This window comes from Algoriphagus aquimarinus (assembly GCF_900112005.1).
Classification (GTDB): domain Bacteria; phylum Bacteroidota; class Bacteroidia; order Cytophagales; family Cyclobacteriaceae; genus Algoriphagus; species Algoriphagus aquimarinus.
Map to the genome: position 1 here is coordinate 153,060 of NZ_FOKK01000008.1, position 18,687 is coordinate 171,746.

At 39.3% G+C, this 18,687-nt stretch carries 15 protein-coding genes; 7 read left to right on the top strand and 8 right to left on the bottom strand.

What is annotated here, in order from left to right:
- Positions 1-109 precede the first annotated feature (109 nt).
- From BM291_RS12265 to BM291_RS12280, 4 genes are all read right to left on the bottom strand, one after another.
- Entirely contained in the window at positions 110-961 is an 852-nt protein-coding gene (locus BM291_RS12265) for an alpha/beta hydrolase (protein ID WP_217647314.1), read from the bottom strand.
- A gap of 126 nt (positions 962-1,087) precedes the next feature.
- Positions 1,088-1,552 (bottom strand): GNAT family N-acetyltransferase, encoded by a 465-nt coding sequence (locus BM291_RS12270; RefSeq protein WP_245786855.1) that lies wholly within the window; start codon positions 1,550-1,552, stop codon positions 1,088-1,090.
- Positions 1,553-1,584: 32 nt separating this feature from the next.
- Positions 1,585-3,024, bottom strand: coding sequence for an alpha-L-fucosidase (locus BM291_RS12275; RefSeq protein WP_092897800.1), 1,440 nt, complete (start codon positions 3,022-3,024; stop codon positions 1,585-1,587).
- 517 nt (positions 3,025-3,541) lie between these two features.
- Positions 3,542-4,252 (bottom strand): hypothetical protein, encoded by a 711-nt coding sequence (locus BM291_RS12280; protein ID WP_092897802.1) that lies wholly within the window; start codon positions 4,250-4,252, stop codon positions 3,542-3,544.
- A gap of 48 nt (positions 4,253-4,300) precedes the next feature.
- Here BM291_RS12280 and BM291_RS12285 point away from each other — a divergent pair, with 48 nt between their 5' ends.
- Both BM291_RS12285 and BM291_RS12290 read left to right on the top strand, forming a co-directional pair.
- Positions 4,301-4,828, top strand: coding sequence for a HEAT repeat domain-containing protein (locus BM291_RS12285; RefSeq protein WP_092897804.1), 528 nt, complete (start codon positions 4,301-4,303; stop codon positions 4,826-4,828).
- Positions 4,829-4,880: 52 nt separating this feature from the next.
- Positions 4,881-5,513, top strand: a complete 633-nt coding sequence (locus BM291_RS12290; protein ID WP_092897806.1) for a hypothetical protein — start codon at positions 4,881-4,883, stop codon at positions 5,511-5,513.
- Here the strand turns inward: BM291_RS12290 and hrpB are convergent.
- Positions 5,510-7,996 (bottom strand): ATP-dependent helicase HrpB, encoded by a 2,487-nt coding sequence (gene hrpB / locus BM291_RS12295; protein WP_092897808.1) that lies wholly within the window; start codon positions 7,994-7,996, stop codon positions 5,510-5,512. The genes BM291_RS12290 and hrpB overlap by 4 nt on opposite strands.
- A 323-nt stretch (positions 7,997-8,319) precedes the next feature.
- Here hrpB and BM291_RS12300 point away from each other — a divergent pair, with 323 nt between their 5' ends.
- The 3 genes from BM291_RS12300 (at position 8,320) to BM291_RS12310 (ending at position 11,450) form a co-directional block, all read left to right on the top strand.
- Complete coding sequence (locus BM291_RS12300; protein ID WP_092897811.1) at positions 8,320-8,946, top strand: ion transporter; 627 nt, start codon at positions 8,320-8,322, stop codon at positions 8,944-8,946.
- A gap of 305 nt (positions 8,947-9,251) precedes the next feature.
- The gene (locus BM291_RS12305) at positions 9,252-10,481 is read left to right on the top strand and encodes an FAD-dependent oxidoreductase (protein ID WP_175499695.1); all 1,230 of its coding nucleotides are present in this window, start codon (positions 9,252-9,254) and stop codon (positions 10,479-10,481) included.
- 6 nt (positions 10,482-10,487) lie between these two features.
- Complete coding sequence (locus tag BM291_RS12310; protein ID WP_175499696.1) at positions 10,488-11,450, top strand: glycosyltransferase family 2 protein; 963 nt, start codon at positions 10,488-10,490, stop codon at positions 11,448-11,450.
- 11 nt (positions 11,451-11,461) lie between these two features.
- Here BM291_RS12310 and BM291_RS12315 read toward each other — a convergent pair whose 3' ends face one another.
- From BM291_RS12315 to BM291_RS12325, 3 genes are read right to left on the bottom strand one after another with little or no spacing between them, the layout of a single operon-like run.
- Complete coding sequence (locus BM291_RS12315; protein WP_092897817.1) at positions 11,462-12,307, bottom strand: glycosyltransferase family 2 protein; 846 nt, start codon at positions 12,305-12,307, stop codon at positions 11,462-11,464.
- A complete protein-coding gene (locus tag BM291_RS12320; RefSeq protein WP_092897819.1) occupies positions 12,304-12,951 on the bottom strand; it encodes an acetyltransferase in 648 nt (215 codons plus the stop codon). Before BM291_RS12320 ends, BM291_RS12315 begins: the two co-directional genes overlap by 4 nt.
- On the bottom strand, positions 12,948-13,781 hold the full coding sequence (locus tag BM291_RS12325) for a beta-keto acid cleavage family enzyme (protein ID WP_092897821.1): 834 nt from the start codon (positions 13,779-13,781) through the stop codon (positions 12,948-12,950). The genes BM291_RS12320 and BM291_RS12325 overlap by 4 nt, the downstream gene beginning before the upstream one ends.
- Before the next feature lie 451 nt (positions 13,782-14,232).
- Between BM291_RS12325 and BM291_RS12330 the strand changes: the two genes are divergently transcribed.
- Together BM291_RS12330 and BM291_RS12335 are read left to right on the top strand one after the other, a co-directional pair.
- Complete coding sequence (locus tag BM291_RS12330) at positions 14,233-15,849, top strand: M28 family metallopeptidase (RefSeq protein ID WP_092897823.1); 1,617 nt, start codon at positions 14,233-14,235, stop codon at positions 15,847-15,849.
- A 233-nt stretch (positions 15,850-16,082) separates the two neighbouring features.
- Entirely contained in the window at positions 16,083-18,590 is a 2,508-nt protein-coding gene (locus tag BM291_RS12335) for a cation-translocating P-type ATPase (protein ID WP_092897825.1), read from the top strand.
- Positions 18,591-18,687: the final 97 nt, after the last annotated feature.

The window sequence follows — 18,687 nt, forward strand, 5'->3', positions numbered from 1 at the left end:
TCTATTAAATTCACTTCGTGTAAATGCTGTCAATTACACATGTTCTTATACTACAGGTAATAATTTACTTTAGGTTTTCGTCACGCTGTTGCAACATAGATTTAGCTAATTATTCTATAGTCACATTTGGCTCTTTTTGCAAATAGCCTAAAGACTGAAGGAAATCATCCGATGCTTGAACCGTCTTTTTGTAATACTCAAAATTGGTGTAATTGAAAAAACCATGAGGTTGGTCTTCGTAAAGTATCAACTCACATCGACTTCCCACTTTTTCCATGACCATCTGATAATACTGAGCAGTCACGACTGGGACAAGATTGTCTTTGGTACCCAGCAAAAACAGGGTAGGAGGAGCACCGGCTTTGATGTTGTGCAAAGGAGAAAAGTCCTTGTACTGATCACCAATTCTTTCGAAACCATATCCTCCAGGACCATTGTCAATCACCGGGTTGAAAAGTATCATGGCATTGGGAATAGGGCTGATTTCTAGGTTGTCAGTACGTTCATTGTATCCCTCGATCAAGCCCGTAGCTGCTGCCAAATGTGCACCGGCAGAACCTCCTGAAGCAATGATTTTATCTGGAGCAATATGAAATTTACTTGCATTTTCACGCACATACCTCATTGCCGATTTGGCATCTGAAACTGATTCGTAAGGAGAAGTTTTATACTCATTTTTGGTTCGATAGTCCACCAAAAAACAAACTAATCCTCTTTTGGCGAAGTATGCTGCTTGATGCTCAAACTGCGCTCTGCTGCCTGAATTCCAGCCGCCGCCAAAAAAGAAAACCAATGCTGGATATTCTTCTGAAGGATTCATTTTTTCAGGATAGTGTACCTCCATAAAAAGCTCGGTGGTGTCAACTGTTTTGTATAAAAACAGCTCTTGAGCAAATGAGAACGTACTAGTCGCAAAGAGAAGCGTAAAACCAATCAGAAACTTTGAGGTAATTCTAGTCATATTTTTATGTCAAAATTTAAAGATATCAAGGTACTTTAACTCATTATCTTTTAAACAATCAGCTAGTTAAATACAATATATACAGTGGGGGCCACTAGACATACTTAGCTAGACTGTATGGGAAAACTAAACCTCCATTGTCATCTCCACATGCTCGATACCATCCTCTAGATACCTTTCTCCAGCGTCCTCAAATCCAAGAGATTTATAGAACTCGTTCAGGTAGGTTTGAGCTCCAATTCTAATCGTGCAGGATCCGTATTCAGATTTAACAAAGGAAATAGAATCTTTCATCAACCTTCTTCCTGCACCAGTTCCTCGAGCTTGTTTATCGCTCACTACACGTCCGATAGAAGCCTCTGCGAAAGTGGCTCCAGCAGGTAATACTCTGGCATAAGCAGCTAGAAGATCACCACATTTGATCATGACATGGTAGGCTAATTGATCTTTGTTGTCAGCATCCTGAAAAACACAGTCTTGCTCTACTACAAAGACCTCATTACGAAGTCTTATAATGGCATACAATTCATGATTGCTGAGTTCTTCAAAAGATTTTATTACTGTGGTCAGTTCCATTGATTTAGTAGACATGAAATAGCTTAATTATAAGATTTTCAGTGACCTTATTCGGAAACGTAAGTCAATACGATAGCCGAAGTATTGGAAAGTTTATCCTGAAGGTTCTTTGGAAGAGAAACTACTATTTTACCATCCACTGTTTTCCAGTTAAGTGAGTTATTCTCTCCTAAGATTCTGATTTTACTTCCTTTTTTAGGAGGGTTTAGCGTCCAAGAGATTGTTTCTTCAAGCTTTTCATTTTCTGCTAAAGGCATAAGCGCATACATTTCTTTGGCTTTCCCTTGGGTGAAATATAGTTTGCCGTCTTGGAAGTTTTCTATTGCACGGGTATCGTAGATTCCTGCTCCATTCACTTCAAGCCACTGCCCGATTTCTTCCAATCTAGAAACTTGCTCAGGTAGGAAAATCCCGTCAGCAGTTGGTCCAACTCCAAGCAATAAATTCCCGCCTTTGGCCACAATCTCAATTAGTAAGTGAATGACTTTTCTTGAAGGTTTGAATTTATCATTGGGTACGTATCCCCAAGCACCGCCCAACGTGATACAACTTTCCCAAGGATCTGAAGACATTTCTGCTGGAATTCCTTGCTCAGGAGTTCGGTAGTTTTCAAACGGCCCGTGAACTGTACGATCAACAATCAAAATCCCTTCTTGATTTGCTCTAACTGTCTCAGCCACCTTTGGCATATTGATTTCCTGATCGAAATCAGGGATAGGAGCTCCCCAACTTAAAACTTCATCATTGATAGTAGACTTTGGCCTTACCCAACCTCCGTCTAGCCAAAGGATATCTATATTACCGTAATTGCTTGTGATTTCATTGAGTTGGTTGTGCGTGAACTGTACATATTGATTCCATCTCCAAGGATTCTTGCGGATGTCATAGTTGACATTTCTATCTGGTGTAGAACGGTAGTCCCACCAGTAATATTGTGAATGCCAATCAGGTTTGGAATAGTAAGCTCCGATCATCATGTCCTTTTTGCGAAATGCATCAAAGACGTATTTGGCTACATCGGCTTTAGGATTACTTGCAAATGGCCCATTAGAGATCTTATAGTCAGTAAATTGGGTGTCAAACATATTGAAACCATCGTGGTGCTTGGTGGTGAAGACCACGTATTTCATTCCGGCTTTATCCGCAGCATCAGCCCACTGATCCGGATCAAATCCCTGTGGATTAAACTTTTCACTCAATCCAAAGTACCATTTCTTATAGTCCTCATAGCTCTGAGTGGTATCTTTTCTATTAATCCAAACCTCGTTATTGATACTCCAGGATTCTACAATTCCGGGCACTGCATAGATTCCCCAATGAATCAATATACCAAATTTCTGATCTCTCCATTGCTCTAGTTTCTCAGCAACTTTGGGATCAGTGGGGTATTCGTATTCGGATGAAGTAGGATGGAGAGTGTTTTGTGCGTTGGCTTGAAAAGTGATCACAAGTGCAATCACGAGTAGCCAATTGAATCTTTGGGACATGAGAAAAGAAAAGGTGAATGAATTCTTAAAGGTAAAATGGAAAGCAAAGAGTCAAAAGGGAAATCTATTCTAATTCTTATCCTTTGAATTGCCTAGTGGTTAAATAGAGGGTACTAAAACTCAATTTGTATAGGTGAGTCTATTTCCTTGATCATTTTCAAACCACATAGCCACATAGGAAACATAGGTATTAAAAAATAGCGGCGGTTAATTCCCATTCTAAGACTTTGATTTCTTTGTTCCTATGTGGTGAAAAAAATCTCTACCACAAAAGTCAGCAAGAGAATGAAGGTTTTTGATCATTGAATTTGAAAATTGCCCATTGATCATTTTCAAACCACATAGACACATTGGAAAACATAGGTATTATATATTAGAGGCGGTTAATTCCCATTCTAAGACTTTGATTTCTTTGTTCCTATGTGGTGAAAAAAATCTCTACCACAAAAGTCAGCAAGAGAATGAAGGTTTTTGATCGTTGAATTTGAAATTTGACCATTGCCTATTAACCATTCTCTCACCAATCATCCTCATCATCAAGGTTATTTGATTCTGTGGTATCTGGCTGATCAAAAATCTCTTGCCCTTTTTCAGAAAGTGTCAAATGAATCCCATTCAACTTCTTGTGGATTTCCTGCAAGGTTGCAAAGTCAGGTTGCTGCACATGGAAGGGGATGCTGATCAGGTTTTCTGCATTCTTCGAAAAAGGAGTAGGCATATTACTTCCGAAGAAGTACGGCCACAGGGTTTTGCCACAGCTGATCCCCCAAGTGGTAATAGCATAATCATTATTATACTGCTGTAGACGTTCGTTGATTTCCTCAAAAAACAGTTCCGATTCTCCCAGTCTCAGTCTGGATCCAGCTCTTGATTTCCCTTTAGTTTTCAGGTATTTGATCTGACTTTTTCCCTGCTTTTGGCGAACCATATAGGCTCGGAATACTTTGTGATCTAACATTTCACCGTTGTGAAAGTATCCAGTAACGGCAATTCCCGCTCTTATCATCACCAAAGCAAGATGAAAATCATCCTTTACAGATAAAATCCCGGAGGCACTTGTCTGCATATTCCACGGAAGTGAAACTTTGGCAAGCCAAGCGTCCGAATCAGAAATTACCCACTGATGCTTAGGCTCTTCGAAGGTACCCTGCAATCCTTTCTTTTCGGATACTTCCAGAATGGACTGGTACTTTTCAAGACTAATTAACTTTGGATTGCCGGAAATCATAGCGGGGGAGGCTTTTCGATTATATTTGCACAAATAAACCGAAAAATCATGGACGAGGAAATCCAAGGCTTAATCAAGCGCATGAGCGATCCTAAAGAAAAGGAAGCTTTCTATTTTGCAGACAAACTGGGAAAAAATCTGGATGAAAGCGGAAGAGATAAAGTGATCGAACTAGTGAAAGGCGACAACTGGGAAGTTGCGTACCTGGCCTGTCGAGCACTTTCACAATCTACATTCAATGAGGAATCTCTCGACGCGATTTTTGAGGCGATCAATGACAAGAAAAATAGAGCACACCAAGGAGCATTTGTTCAAGTGTTGGAAGAGTTTGATTTGAGCCTTCGTTTTGTGGATATTTTTAGAGTTTTCCTTTTCGGTAATTTCAAAGCTCAAACACTTGCCAAGATGTATCTGGATGAGGTTGAATTTGATATGACTCCGCGTACCCTACGAAAGGCTGAAAAACACTGGAATCACTACTTGCACAATCCCGAGGATGAAGGAAGTTTGGAAGTAAAAAAACTTGAGGTGGAACCCATTTTAACAGAAATTAGAGAATTATTTTCTGAGGATTAGACAACATTCGCATCATTATTGTGTTTATTAATACAATAAAAAGAATTTCATAATGCGTAAAATGGATGTTGTGTGTTTACACGCTGAGTTTTTTAAAGACAATGGTTTTGTCTTAAATCAATCTCAGCTATTATTTGAAAAGGTTTTCCCTCATGGGAAGCAGGTTATCTTCGTGCATTTTGTAGAAGGCACCACAGAAAGCTATCTAGAATATCATTTGGGCATACGTATCAATGCCGTTGAGGATTTAATCAATAAGTACATTCCTACGCTTAATAACTACACTGACCAATCGCTTACACTAGTCCAGACTCCGGACAAATTGGGGGATTCTTACGCTAAAAAAACGATTCTTACGGATGAAGTTGAATTGTCTGACGTGATTATATCTTACGAAAACTTCTTTTTGGATACAGGGTTCAACTGGTTGGATCAAATGATCGATCCAATAGTGCTCGAGCAGGAATTCCTGCATCACAAAAAGAACCCATTTGAAGCTTGTAATTTGGTGGAATCAGCTTTTCGCTCTACTGCACTCAGTAGATTGTATAATCCAAAAGACTATCCAATCCTTCGTCAGTCATTTTTGGAGAGAATAAATTGCGATGAAATGACTCCGTTCACCATAGCTTCATTTCTTCAATTTCTCAATTACTTAGATAAACCAGTTTTAGTGGAGGCTTAATACTTTCTCTTCACTCCCCGTATGGCCTGAGCTTCCACTGGATTCTCGGGCCATTCGTGTTTTGGATAGCGTCGTTTCAGTTCCTTTTTCACCTCGAAGTATCCATTTTGCCAAAAGCTTTTCAGATCCTGCGTAAGTTGAACTGGTTTATAACCCGGAGACAGCATCTCAATCAGTACGTTGACTTTTCCATTATTGACTTTGGGTGTTTCAAGCAATCCAAACAATTCCTGAAGTCTGACTGAAAGAAGTGGAATGTCCTCTTTTCTATATTCCAGCTTGATTTTGCTTCCAGAAGGTACTTCTACCGTTGCAGGGGCCAATAGGTCAAGTTTCTTTTGAAGTTCAAAGTCTAGGCTGTTAAAAAGTATTTGAGCAAGATCGAGTTTCTTGAAATCATCGTTTTTGGTAATGTTTTGCAGATACGGCTCAATCCAAGTTTCTGGCTTTTCGCAAAGATTTGCTACGGACCAATCTGGCCAGTTTTGATCTGGATACCAACTTTTCATGCTTTGGACACGCAAAATCAATTGCTCCACTTGTTCAGTGAAATCCAACAAATATTCACCATCCTCACGAATAGCTTGCAGAATCGCCTCAGTTACATCACCTGAGGCATACTTTGTCAAAGGCCGAGTTCCCAGAATAATCGATCCAATTCTAATCTCGGAATGCGCCTGAAGTCCACCTTTCTTTCTATCCCATTTTAATACTTCCTTGGTCTTCAGCATAGGAGCCAAATCTTTGGGATTGATGGGGGCCGCCATCCAGATTTTACCCATTCCTTCTCGGGCATCTACATGTGCAACTGCAAGCCAAGATTCGTGCGCCAGATCATCCTTGTGACCAATCTGAGCAATTTTCCCGTTTGCCAATTGAAACTGGGCATTGTTCCCAGGTCGAGCCGCTGCGATCCGCTCTGGATAGGCATAGGCTAGGAGCAAGCCTGTCTGCCAAGGATCAACTGGCCCGCTTTCTGGCTGAATAGCAAACATGCGACGATACGAAGCCGCCATCTTTTCTATCTTTTTGATGCCAGCTATGCTCACATCATGCTTTCTATATCTGCGAAGGGCTTCTATTCTTAAATTCAAATCAACTCCGGCATCAGGACCTAGCGGATCACGCTCGTCCAAGATCGCGGCTATATCTGTAGCCAAACCCAGCTGATCTATTTCAGACGCATTGATCAGCATGTGAGCGATTCGTGGATGCGTAGGCAACTTGTGAACTTCCTTACCATGCGGAGTAAGATTACCATCTACTATAGCTTCTATGGATTCCAGTGTCTTTTCTGCTAATGCCAAAGTACCTGCAGGAGGAGGAGTAAGCCAAGTCATAGAGCGAATGTCCTGCTTGCCCCAAGCTTTCATATCCAGAACTAACCCGGTCAAGTCGGCTTCCATCAATTCTGGAGTACGGTATTCATTCAACTGATTTTGAATGGCTTTAGTCCAAAGTCTATAACTATGACCCGCAGTCAATCTACCTGCACGACCAGATCTTTGGTCTGCGGAATCTATGCTGATTCTGTGTAATACTAAGCGTGATAAGCCGGACCTTGGGTCAAATCTGGATGATTTGGCGAAACCCGAATCTACCACCACTTTTACTCCTTCTATTGTCAAGGAAGTCTCCGCAATGTCTGTGGAAAGCACAATCTTCCGCTTTCCCGAAGGATGAGGCATAATGGCTCTGTTCTGATCTGCTGGGGATAGCTGACCATACAATGGAAGTACGAGATCATCAGGGAGTACTTTTCTAAGAATTTCCTGTGCCTTTCGGATCTCTCCTTGCCCAGGAAGGAAAACCAAAAAATCCCCCTCATGAACTTTGGTCAATGGAATAATCTGCCTCGCTGCATCTTCCCCAATCGAATATTCATCCACGGCATTCATGTAATTCACTTCCACAGGATACTGCCGACCCTTGCTCTCGATCACGGTGGATTTCAGCATGCCAGAAAGCTGCTTCGCATCTATCGTCGCAGACATCAGCAAGACACGAAGATCAGGTCTCAATACTTGCTGCACTTCGCGAATAAGTGCCAGCGCAACTTCAGAATGAAGATTTCGCTCGTGAAATTCATCGAAAATCACCAAGCCTACATCTTCCAGCGCGTTGTCCGTATGAAGCATGCGCGTCAAAATCCCCTCAGTGATTACTTCCAGTCTGGTATTGGCAGAGATTGCAGATTCAAAGCGAATTCTATAGCCGATCAGATCTCCCAACTTGGTATCCGTCATAGACGCCATGCGTTGAGCGATGGTCTTGGTAGCCAATCTGCGAGGCTCCAGCATAATGATCTTCTTCCCAGCCAGCCAAGGCTCATCCAGCAAAGTCAAGGGCAGGAGTGTACTTTTTCCCGCACCTGGAGGCGCCTGGATTATCAATGAATTAGCGGTGGAAAGCTGTGATTTAACTTGAGGAATAATCTCCGCTACGGGAAGATCAAAGGATAATGGATCGAAATCTTGGAGCATGCGGGGCAAAAATAAGATTTCTTAGGTAGAAAGGGAAAGGTGAGGGGATTTCGTGACGATGAATGGTGAAGTACGAATTTTAAGCAGTCTTTACATGATTTACGAATTACGACCTATGATTTGCGAGGTCAATTGGAAAGTGAGAATTTCCTAAGATCTTGGTCAACTGTCCACGATTTTCTAATAATTAGTAGCACGTTTTCAGTATTGAATTATTTACCTCAAGAGTTCATGTAGAAATAACGGATTTGCTTAAAGAACTCTAATGTCAAAATATATTTTTCAGTATTTTAGAGGTAAATATTCTTTAAGTGAATTGATAAATGACAAAACCCAATTTTTTTAACGTTCTGATACTTTTTCTGTCAGTCTATATTCTAGGAGCATTATTGATAGGTGTTATCGTAGACCTACCACCAGAAACACAGAAATTGCTCCAAATCTTTGATTTTGCGATATGCATCGTGTTTTTCTTAGACTTCTGTGTTCAATTTTATCATGCTGAAAGTAAATTGAAATTCATGCGCTGGGGATGGGTAGATTTAGTTGCTTCAATTCCAATGATAGATATATTTCGAATAGGGAGACTTTTACGTTTTGTGAGGATTCTACGAGTAGTAAAAGCATTTAAATCACTCAAGGATTTTCTAGACTCATACTTTGAAAATAAGGCTCAGGGCACATTGAATTCCGCAATTATAGTAGCTGTTTTGATGATCATTTTTTGCTCTATTACTATTCTTCAGGTTGAACGGCTTCCAGAAAGTAATATTACCACCGCCGGCGATGCACTATGGTGGGCATTTGTGACTATTACCACCGTAGGATACGGAGATCATTATCCCATAACATTGGAAGGGAGGCTCATTGCTGCAGTGCTTATGACTACAGGTGTAGGATTATTTGGAACATTTACAGCTTTTGTAGCAAGTTGGTTTGTCAAAGGATGAAAAATGTCAACATATGTGAATAAGAGATAATGTTTTTTCTCTGATTGAAGTCTTGTTAACTGAGAATCATGCTAACATTCAAGCTTCTACAAACAATTTTTCATTGTCACAGCTATTATTAGATCTAGGTATTTGAAACCAACATGCAAATAGGACAAGGTTTGAATAGGCGGAAAAGCTTGGTGCTTGAATTTGGATGTAGCGAAATAGAACGTTTATATAGATTATAGTGGGATTAGGGCTCAATTCGCCTAATTTTGAGTTGAATGATTGATGATTTTTAACCTATAAAATTATTTTACCAATTGAAAAATAAGAGAATTGCAATCCTTGGTGCTGGAGGATTAGGTGTTTGCACGGCTTTGGAGCTAGCAAATCGTGGCTATACAGTTGATGTCTATGAAGAGAATAGTGCTCCTGTAAAAAAAGCAAGTTATGTCCAAGAGGGAAAGATTCACCTAGGTCTGATTTATGCGATGGATCGAGATTTTCATACTGCTAAAGAGATGATTAATGGCGCATTACACTTCATTTCCTATCTGAAGCGATGGGTTGAAATCAATCCTGAAGATATTATATCTACGCCTTTTTACTATGGTGTTCATACCGGTTCACTGATGAGCCCTGAAGAAGTATCAGTACATTATCAGCGTTGTAGTGATTATTTTGCTGAGGCTAGAAAGCATTTCAAAAAAGACTACCTCGATTTATTTGAATCCTTAGAAGTATCAAGGTTGGCTAACTCCCAAATTGGAGAAATTGCGAATCCAGAGTATATGTCTGCAGTTTTTCAGACTACCGAATACGCGGTAGAGCCAAGAATTATTTCTAAAAAGCTCACAGAAGCGATTGTTTCGCACCCAAATGTTAATCTATTTCTCAATACCAAAGTCACGGCAGTTTCTGACCAGGGAAATAGCCTAAAAGTTCATTTTATTCGTGACTCCAAGGAGGATTCGGAGAGCTATTCGGAGGTGATCAATGCTACCTGGAACGGTTTGCTTGCTATAGACAAAACCATGGGTATCGAACCTCCTCAGAAATGGTCACATCGTTACAAGTTTGGTAATAAAATCTTCATCCCATTAAAACCTGATGATTTACCATCTCTTACCATAGTACAAGGTCCTTTTGGGGACACTGTCAATTTCAAAGATAGAGGTCTTTTTATGTCTTGGTATCCAGTTGGGAGAACAGGCTGGTCTGAAGATTACCGGGCTCCTGAGTGGGATTCTCAGTATTCTGAAGAGGAGCGAATGGAGGTATTCGAAAAAAGCCTGGAAAAAATTGCACTTAGGATTCCGAAGTTGAATAACCTTAAATTCGAAACTAAAGACATCAGTCCTGTGGGTGGAGTGATTTACGCCCATGGCAATAAAGATGTAGATTCAACAGAAAGTAAGTTACATACCCGGTCTGAAGTAGGCATGCGGTCCTTTGGTAAATACCACACAGTCAATACTGGTAAGTACACCATAATTCCTTTGCTTGCTGTTACAATTGCTAACCAGATTACTGGAAAAACCCTAAACTAAATCTTCTTGAAAAGTCCGCTGATTTCCATCATAGTTGCTACCTATAATTCCAGTCATGTGCTTCGCTATGCGATGCAAAGTGTGCTTGATTCAGATTATCAAAATTGGGAAATGATTGTGATTGGAGATTGCTGTACTGACGATACAGAGGAGATGGTTCTGGGCTTTAATGATCCTCGGATTTCCTTTTCAAATTTGGAACAAAATAGTGGTCAACAAGCAAAGCCAACCAATGTAGCACTCGGAAAAGTAAAAGGGGAATACATTGCTTTTCTGAATCAGGATGACCTTTACTTTAAAGACCATCTAAGTAAGTGTGTGGTGGAAATCATGCAATCCCAAGCAGAGTTTATGATTGTTCCTGGGATCAAGATTTCTCCTTCGACTCCCCAAGACCTAGAAAACAATTCCTTTGCAGCCGAAATGTATGCGGTACATCCTCGGGGGAAATTTTCACCTCACATTTTTAGTATTGCCTCTACTTGGTTTGTGCATCATTCTGTTCCTGAAAAAATTGGAGATTGGAAAATGGAGAAGGAATTGTTTGTCACTCCATCGCAAGAATGGCTTTTCCGTGCACATACAAAAGATATTGCTTTCCATTTTCCGCAGCGAGCAGGAGTTATCATTATTCATAGTGCAGAACGCAAAGGGTTTTATACGGAGAATAACAGCTTTGAGCATGACTATTTCTTCTCTAGAATAAATGATCTGGCATTTAAACTAAGCTTATTAGAAAAAGCAGCGGTGAAAAGTTCAAGTGACTACAATCATCAAGTTTTCAAGAATCGTAATAATCCCATCCGAAGAATGATAGCTTCGCCTTTTCATCGGATTTTGAAAAGCTTTGGTATTCACCCCACTACTTTTCGACTTTATTTGAAATGGAAAAAAAGAGGGAAATACATAGGACACTTAAAAGGTATTGCTGAGCAGCCTAAAGAGAAAGAAGTAAACGAAAAGACTTAATATAGATTTCTCTAAATTCTTATAATTGTTTTCAAATACTTTTTAATAAAATAGCCTGATCCACTGGTAAGGAAAGTATATAAACTAGTATGTATATAACGAAAAAAGTAAAAATGAATCATAGCAAAATCGCGTGCTGTTTCAGTTTTTCTCTTTGATCTAAACATCCCAGAAGTATTGTATCTGTAAAACGAAGAAGTAAAAGACTGCCCAGCTATTTTCCCTTTAATTTTAAAGTAAGCAAATAGCACCATATCCATAGCGAAGGCTTTGTAAATAATGGGATTAGAAAATAACGATTGAAGGTCATTCCTAAACATCCAAGTAGAAACATGTCCTAGATAATGAATGGTTTTTAGTTGCTCAGGCTCGAAAATTTTGTCTTGTACTGGCTCAACAACGGCTTTCAGGTCTTTCTTTTGATGTATATAGCTAGAGTAAACTAGACTTATCTCAGGGTTTTCGTTCAGAAATTGATACTGCTTTTGAAGTTTCTGATCATTTGACCAATAGTCGTCCCCATCACATAGACAAATGTATTTTCCTCTTGCCGCTTTCAAGTTTTCAAGGAAATTAAATCGACCAGTTTTCTTTCCACGAATGGAAATCTTGTTTTTTGGATCTCTTTTGAATAGTCGGATTTTATCAGGGTGGTTCTTCGCATATAAATCACAGATTTCTCCAGTACGATCCGAACTGCCATCCTCACCAACTATAATTTCGAAATCGAAATCTGTTTTTTGACTCAACAGACTATCCAGACACTGAGCAATAAATTTTTCATGCTGATATGTCTGCACACAGATTGATACCACGGGAGTAGAAGATTTTTGCCTTGCTGAATCGTTAGTAATCATTTTTGACGAACAACTTTGCAGGGATTTCCGAATGCGATACAATTAGCTGGAATGTCTTTGGTCACCACACTTCCAACTCCAATAGTAGTATTTGCACCTATGCTGATGTTGTCTTTTAAAACTGCACCAGAACCAATTAAACAACCTTCTCCGATGTTGATCATTCCAGAAAGTATTACTCCGGGATTAATATCGGTAAATCTTCCAATTGTATTGTGATGACCAATTCTACAACCACGCTTTAGGGAAACTCCAAAATCAATCTGACTCTGGGCGCTGATGATTACTCCAGGCTCAATTAATACAGCATTTGAAATTGAAGCAGAGGGCGCTACGTATGCACTCGGGTGAATTAATTGAATGTATCTTGATTCTGAAATTCCGTGAGAATTTAAGAAATCTTCAAAAATCGCCAATTTGTTCTCAGGTCCTGTGGCACCGAAGAATAGCTCATCTTCCTCAGGAGGGCAAGTTCCAGCTGCTTTAATCTCAATAGGGTAAGTTTTAATAGGCATAAATGGCTCTATACCGAAGTCCTTATTTGGATAAAACGCAAACTCCTTTTGCAAATACATTTCGGAAATAAGGTCCAAAAATATAGCTGCACTGTCTTTTGAGATCCCAACAAAGCTTATTCTCTTCATTTTTTACGGTTGTAAAAGCCTAGCTCTCCTAGCTCCTTTGGTGAAAAGAGTTCTTTGGAATGTATGTTCATTAATTCATGAACACGAAGCAATAATTCATTATTGGTAGCCAATTTTCCTCCCTTATGATCAAACCAGATATTGTCTTCCAATCCTACTCTTATTCCATATCCCATGGCAATAGAAGCACCATTAATCGTAAGTTGGTTAGATCCTAATCCAGCCAAGCTGATAAAATGATCAGTTGGGATTTCCCGGATAGCTGTTCCCATATGTGAAAAATTAGCTTGCATTCCGGCAATATTTCCAAATAGAAGATTCCAATAAAATGGTCCTTCAATCAATTTCTTTTTGATCAGGTACATGCCGTAATTAATCATTCCCATGTCGAAGCATTCTAATTCAGGAACAACTCCAAAGTCTCTCATCTTACTAGCCAAACCTAGAATGGTATCGGGTGCATTGGTAGAGGCTTGACGTTGAAAATTCAGAGACGAAAGAGTCAGAGAACACATATCAGGTTGAAGTTCAATCACCTCAGCTCGTTTTTCCAATTCAGGTACGTTTCGTCCTGAGCTGCTACCGCAAATGATCAAGTCAGGACAATGCTTTCTTACTCCCTCAAAAATTTCTTGATAAACCGACTTTCTATAAGTTGGAACTCCTTCTGTATCACGGGCATGGAGGTGAGCAATCGTGATTCCTATCTCGTAGGCTTCATGAGTTTGTTCGATAATTTCCGAAGGACTAATAGGAACATGTGGAGTTTCTGATTTGGTAGGAACCATCCCCGTGGGGCAAAAATTAATAATTGTTTTACTAGAATTCATATCAAATAAGGCTGTAGAAATCAAAAATTATTTTTTTTTCACTAAAAAGATCTAGAGCTAGTTTTATCACTAAAAATCTCATTTAGGTCTTCAAAAGGCTAGCAATTTATAAATTATGATATACAAAAGCGCTTTTTTGTACTACAAAATGCTATTTGAAAGTGATTTGGCGAATAATTATACTTATGTATGATGTTCGGACAAAGCCAATATTTACACCTTTTTGTGAATCATAGATCATGAATCCCTTTTTCCTAAAAGAGCTATTTTGGGATTAGTTTGTTTTCCTGATGAAGAGACTTTCTTTTTGATCCTTTTGAGACTGTGCTGCTGATTTTAAGTTGTTTACCAAACAAAAAATGCTAACATTGATTTTGAAATATCCCGTAAAAGACAAGAAAAAGAGACCTCAGCCTAGACGCCAAATACTAACTTACTTAAACCATTTTCTATGAAGAATTACTTAAAGTTTTTAGTCCTATTACTCTGCATAAGTTGTGAAAATGATTCAAACGAATCTATAGAAATGGCTCAGGTGGACCAAGCTACCATTGCCACGCATATTGAACGTCTCGCTTCTGATGAGTTTCTTGGCAGAAAACCGTTTACTGAAGGAGAAGTCCTGACGGTGAATTATTTGAAGGAGGAATTTGAAAAACTGGGACTTTTGCCGGGAAATGGAGATAGCTTTTTTCAGGATGTGCCCATGGTAGAGATAGATGGAACACCTTCTGAAACGATGGTTATTTCCGGGAAAAATGGAAGTTTTGATTTAGGTGTTTTACAGGACTTTGTAGCAACAACAAATAAAGTAGAGACGGAAGTTAGTCTCGAGAATTCCGAGCTAGTTTTTGCTGGTTATGGTGTAGTGGCTCCAGAATATGGTTGGAATGACTATGAGGGCATAGATTGGAAAGGGAAAACAGCTGTAGTTTTAATAAATGATCCGGGATTTCAATCTGGGGACTCTTCTTTGTTTAAGGGAAATGAAATGACCTACTACGGACGCTGGACTTATAAATATGAGGAAGCTGCTAGGCAAGGAGCCGCAGGACTTATTATTATTCATGATACTGAGCCAGCTTCGTACGGATGGAATGTGATTGAATCCGGGTGGACTGGTGCCCGCTTAGTTATTGCTAGCGATTTGCCTCTACTGAATGTCGAATCTTGGATCAGTGGTGAGAGCGCTCAGAAGATGTTTGCAGCATCTGCGATGAAAGGTCAGGATTACAAAGCTTTGGCTAGGGATAAAAACTTTAACCCAATTCCATTAGATCTGAACGTATCCGTTTCTATTGAAAACAAGATTAAAAAGGACGTTTCCAAAAACGTAGTGGCAATGATTCCTGGAACTGACAGAAAGGATGAGGTGATCATTTACTCAGCTCATTGGGATCATTTGGGAGTAGGGAAAGCAATAGAAGGTGACTCCATCTATAATGGAGCAGTAGATAATGCTTCTGGTACTGCAGGATTACTCGCTCTTGCAGAAGCTTTTAAGAAAGGAGAAGCCACCAAGCGATCCATTGTGTTTATTGCTCTTACTGGAGAAGAACAAGGTTTATTAGGATCCGCTTTTTATGCCGAAAACCCAATTTTTGATCCTAAAAAGACCGTAGCTAATATCAATATGGATGCGTTGGACAGTCCTGGGAAAATGAAAGATCTAACGATTACAGGATATGGTCATTCTGAAATGGATATATATGCCAAGGAGGCAGCGCTGGAACAAGGAAGATACATTATCCCTGATCCAGAGGCTGAAAAAGGATATTTTTTCAGATCCGATCATTTCAATTTCGCCAAAATCGGTATTCCTGCATTGTATGCGAGTGGTACTTATGAAGGGTTCGATAAAAGTAAGGAGGAGATAAAAGCGTATAACGATTTTTATCGCATCAATAAATACCACCAACCTGCTGATGGATACAATACTGAAACAACGGAATTGAGTGGTGTGCAATTAGACTTACAGCTTTTTTTCAGTGTAGGGATGAAATTGGCAAATGAAGATTACTTCCCGAAATGGTACGATGGAAGTGAGTTTAAGGCTGCTCGTGAGTAGAGATTAATCCTTTTCAGTCAACTTGATTGACTAGTAGGTTGGCTACTTTAATGACTAACTCAATTATAGAAAAGGTATGGATCTGAGTTCATACTTTTTCTATTTTAGGCCGATCTCAGTGAGATATAGTAGTTAGTATATTGAAAGGTTTTTTCCATCACCTTTGCACGAGTTTCATATACTTCATACAGCGTAAATCTGCTTATGTTTTTTGACTAATACTATTTATAAAAATGCCACCGAATAAGTTTGATATACAAGGTTTAAGTAGTGATCAAGTAGCTTCTTCCCGTGAGAAATACGGGCAAAACAAACTAGACTACAAAAAGGAAAATGGCTTCTTGGACACATTAAAGGGCATTCTTAAGGAGCCAATGTCGATTATTTTATTGGTAGCCGCTTCCATCTACTTCATCACTGGTAACATTGGAGATGGTATTTTTCTTGTCGTTGCTATCATCTTCATTACCTCGATCTCACTATACCAGGATTCACGAAGTAAGAATGCATTAGAAAAGTTGAAGGACTTTTCTCAACCCACATGTAAAGTAATAAGGAATGGGGTTGTACAAGAAATAAAAAGCGAAGAGTTGGTGGTTGGCGATAGCCTATTAGTAGAAGAAGGCACTTCAATTACAGCCGATGGCGTCATCGTTCATTCCAATGATTTCTCAGTAAATGAGGCTATACTCACAGGAGAATCTTTTGCGGTTTTTAAGGATAAGTCTCTAGAAGATAATGTGATCTATAGTGGCACCACGGTGGCTAGTGGTTTGGCTATAGCGATGATTACAGGTATCGGTAAGGATACTAAACTCGGGAAAATAGGAACAAGTCTAGAAAGTATCACTGAGGAAAAAACACCACTGGAAAGTCAGATTGCGAATTTTGTAAAGAAGATGGCAATAGCTGGAGCTGTAGTTTTTGTAATTGTTTGGGCTATTAATTACTGGCAATCTCGAGACTTATTGAATAGTTTGCTCCAGTCGCTCACACTAGCCATGAGTATTTTGCCTGAAGAAATACCAGTTGCTTTTACCACTTTCATGGCGCTTGGCGCATGGAGACTGTTGAAAATGGGCATAGTGGTAAAACAAATGAAGACCGTAGAAACCTTAGGCAGCGCTACAGTCATTTGTACAGATAAAACAGGTACGATCACCGAAAATAGGATGAGTCTAGCAAAGCTCTTTTTGCTTTCTTCCAATAAAATCTATGAACCAAACGACCAGTTAAGCGAGAATGAAAAACTTTTAATAGAATTGGCTATGTGGGCAAGTGAGCCTATTCCCTTTGATCCGATGGAGATCGCTCTACATCAGGCGTATAGCGATAGTGCCATGCAAGACCTACGTCCTGATTTTAGTCTTGTACATGAATACCCGCTTGGCGGAAAACCGCCTATGATGACTCATGTCTTTGAAAACTCGGAAGGCAAGCGGATTATAGCTGCTAAAGGGGCACCTGAAGCATTGATGAACGTGTCGAATCTATCGGTGAATGAAAAGCGACAAATAGAAGATGCTATTCAAGCCTTGGCTACAGATGGATTTAGAGTGCTAGGAGTAGGGGTGACTCAGTTTGGTACGGATAATTACCCTTCTGCTCAGCAAGAATTTAGCTTTGAATTTAAAGGCATTGTTGCTTTTTACGATCCTCCAAAAAAGAATATTGGAAACGTACTGGAAGATTTTTATAAAGCAGGAATTGAAGTTAAAATCATAACAGGAGATAATGCTGCTACTACCACAGCAATAGCTAAGAAAATTGGGTTTTTAGGTTACGAAAAAAACATCTCTGGTGATGAATTAATGCAGTTGACTGAGGATGAATTGCAATCCTGCGTGATGGAGACAAGTATTTTCACGCGGATGTTTCCCGACGCAAAATTGAAAATTATTAATGCCTTAAAAGCAAATCAGCAAATAGTGGCTATGACAGGAGATGGGGTCAATGATGGACCAGCCTTAAAAGCCGCTCATATTGGTATTGCAATGGGTAAAAAAGGAACTGAAATAGCTAAACAAGCTGCGTCTTTGATCCTTTTGGAAGATGATTTATCCAAAATGGTAGATGCTATAGCAATGGGAAGAAAAATATATACCAATCTCAAAAAAGCGATTCAATACATTATATCCATACATATTCCTATAATACTCACCGTGTTCATTCCGTTGGCTTTAGGATGGATTTATCCAAATATTTTTTCACCTATACATATTATCTTTTTAGAGATAATAATGGGACCTACCTGTTCCATAATTTATGAAAATGAACCAATGGAAAAGAACACGATGTCGCAGAAGCCTAAGGCTTTGACAACTACTTTCTTTAATTGGAAAGAGCTGTCAATTAGTATTCTACAAGGATTGGTGATCACTGCCGGGACTTTATTTGTGTATCAATATGCTGTCAATTCCGGTTACGATGAGGCCTTGACCAGAACCATGACATTTACTGTTTTAATAGTGGCGAATATTTTTCTTACACTTATAAATCGCTCGTTCTATTATTCCATACTTACCACCTTGCGGTACAAGAATAATTTGGTCTTGTATATAGTCTTTATAACCATCGCCATTGTAGGTTTGATTCTTTATGTTACTCCTTTGACCACTTTTTTCAAGTTTGAAACGCTGACTCTTACGCAACTAGTAATCTGCATTGGCATTGGATTTATTTCTACCAGTTGGTTTGAACTCTTAAAGCTTACTAAAAGAATAAAGCAAAATATGAAGTAATACGCTTTAAAAGAAAGCCATTAATGAATTACACATGTATCTATCGTTGATAGAGAGGTAACAATAAATATCCAATTCGGAAGTTCTCCTCAATTTT

What these genes read in the sequence shown, in the direction of transcription:
- BM291_RS12275 (WP_092897800.1), bottom strand. Translation starts at nt 3,024, where the DNA reads ATGTCCCAAAGATTCAATTGGCTACTCGTGATTGCACTTGTGATCACT.
- BM291_RS12320 (WP_092897819.1), bottom strand. Translation starts at nt 12,951, where the DNA reads ATGAAGAGAATAAGCTTTGTTGGGATCTCAAAAGACAGTGCAGCTATA.
- BM291_RS12265 (WP_217647314.1), bottom strand. Translation starts at nt 961, where the DNA reads ATGACTAGAATTACCTCAAAGTTTCTGATTGGTTTTACGCTTCTCTTT.
- BM291_RS12330 (WP_092897823.1), top strand. Translation starts at nt 14,233, where the DNA reads ATGAAGAATTACTTAAAGTTTTTAGTCCTATTACTCTGCATAAGTTGT.
- BM291_RS12335 (WP_092897825.1), top strand. Translation starts at nt 16,083, where the DNA reads ATGCCACCGAATAAGTTTGATATACAAGGTTTAAGTAGTGATCAAGTA.
- BM291_RS12300 (WP_092897811.1), top strand. Translation starts at nt 8,320, where the DNA reads ATGACAAAACCCAATTTTTTTAACGTTCTGATACTTTTTCTGTCAGTC.
- BM291_RS12325 (WP_092897821.1), bottom strand. Translation starts at nt 13,781, where the DNA reads ATGAATTCTAGTAAAACAATTATTAATTTTTGCCCCACGGGGATGGTT.
- BM291_RS12270 (WP_245786855.1), bottom strand. Translation starts at nt 1,552, where the DNA reads ATGTCTACTAAATCAATGGAACTGACCACAGTAATAAAATCTTTTGAA.
- BM291_RS12285 (WP_092897804.1), top strand. Translation starts at nt 4,301, where the DNA reads ATGGACGAGGAAATCCAAGGCTTAATCAAGCGCATGAGCGATCCTAAA.
- BM291_RS12280 (WP_092897802.1), bottom strand. Translation starts at nt 4,252, where the DNA reads ATGATTTCCGGCAATCCAAAGTTAATTAGTCTTGAAAAGTACCAGTCC.
- hrpB (WP_092897808.1), bottom strand. Translation starts at nt 7,996, where the DNA reads ATGCTCCAAGATTTCGATCCATTATCCTTTGATCTTCCCGTAGCGGAG.
- BM291_RS12290 (WP_092897806.1), top strand. Translation starts at nt 4,881, where the DNA reads ATGCGTAAAATGGATGTTGTGTGTTTACACGCTGAGTTTTTTAAAGAC.
- BM291_RS12315 (WP_092897817.1), bottom strand. Translation starts at nt 12,307, where the DNA reads ATGATTACTAACGATTCAGCAAGGCAAAAATCTTCTACTCCCGTGGTA.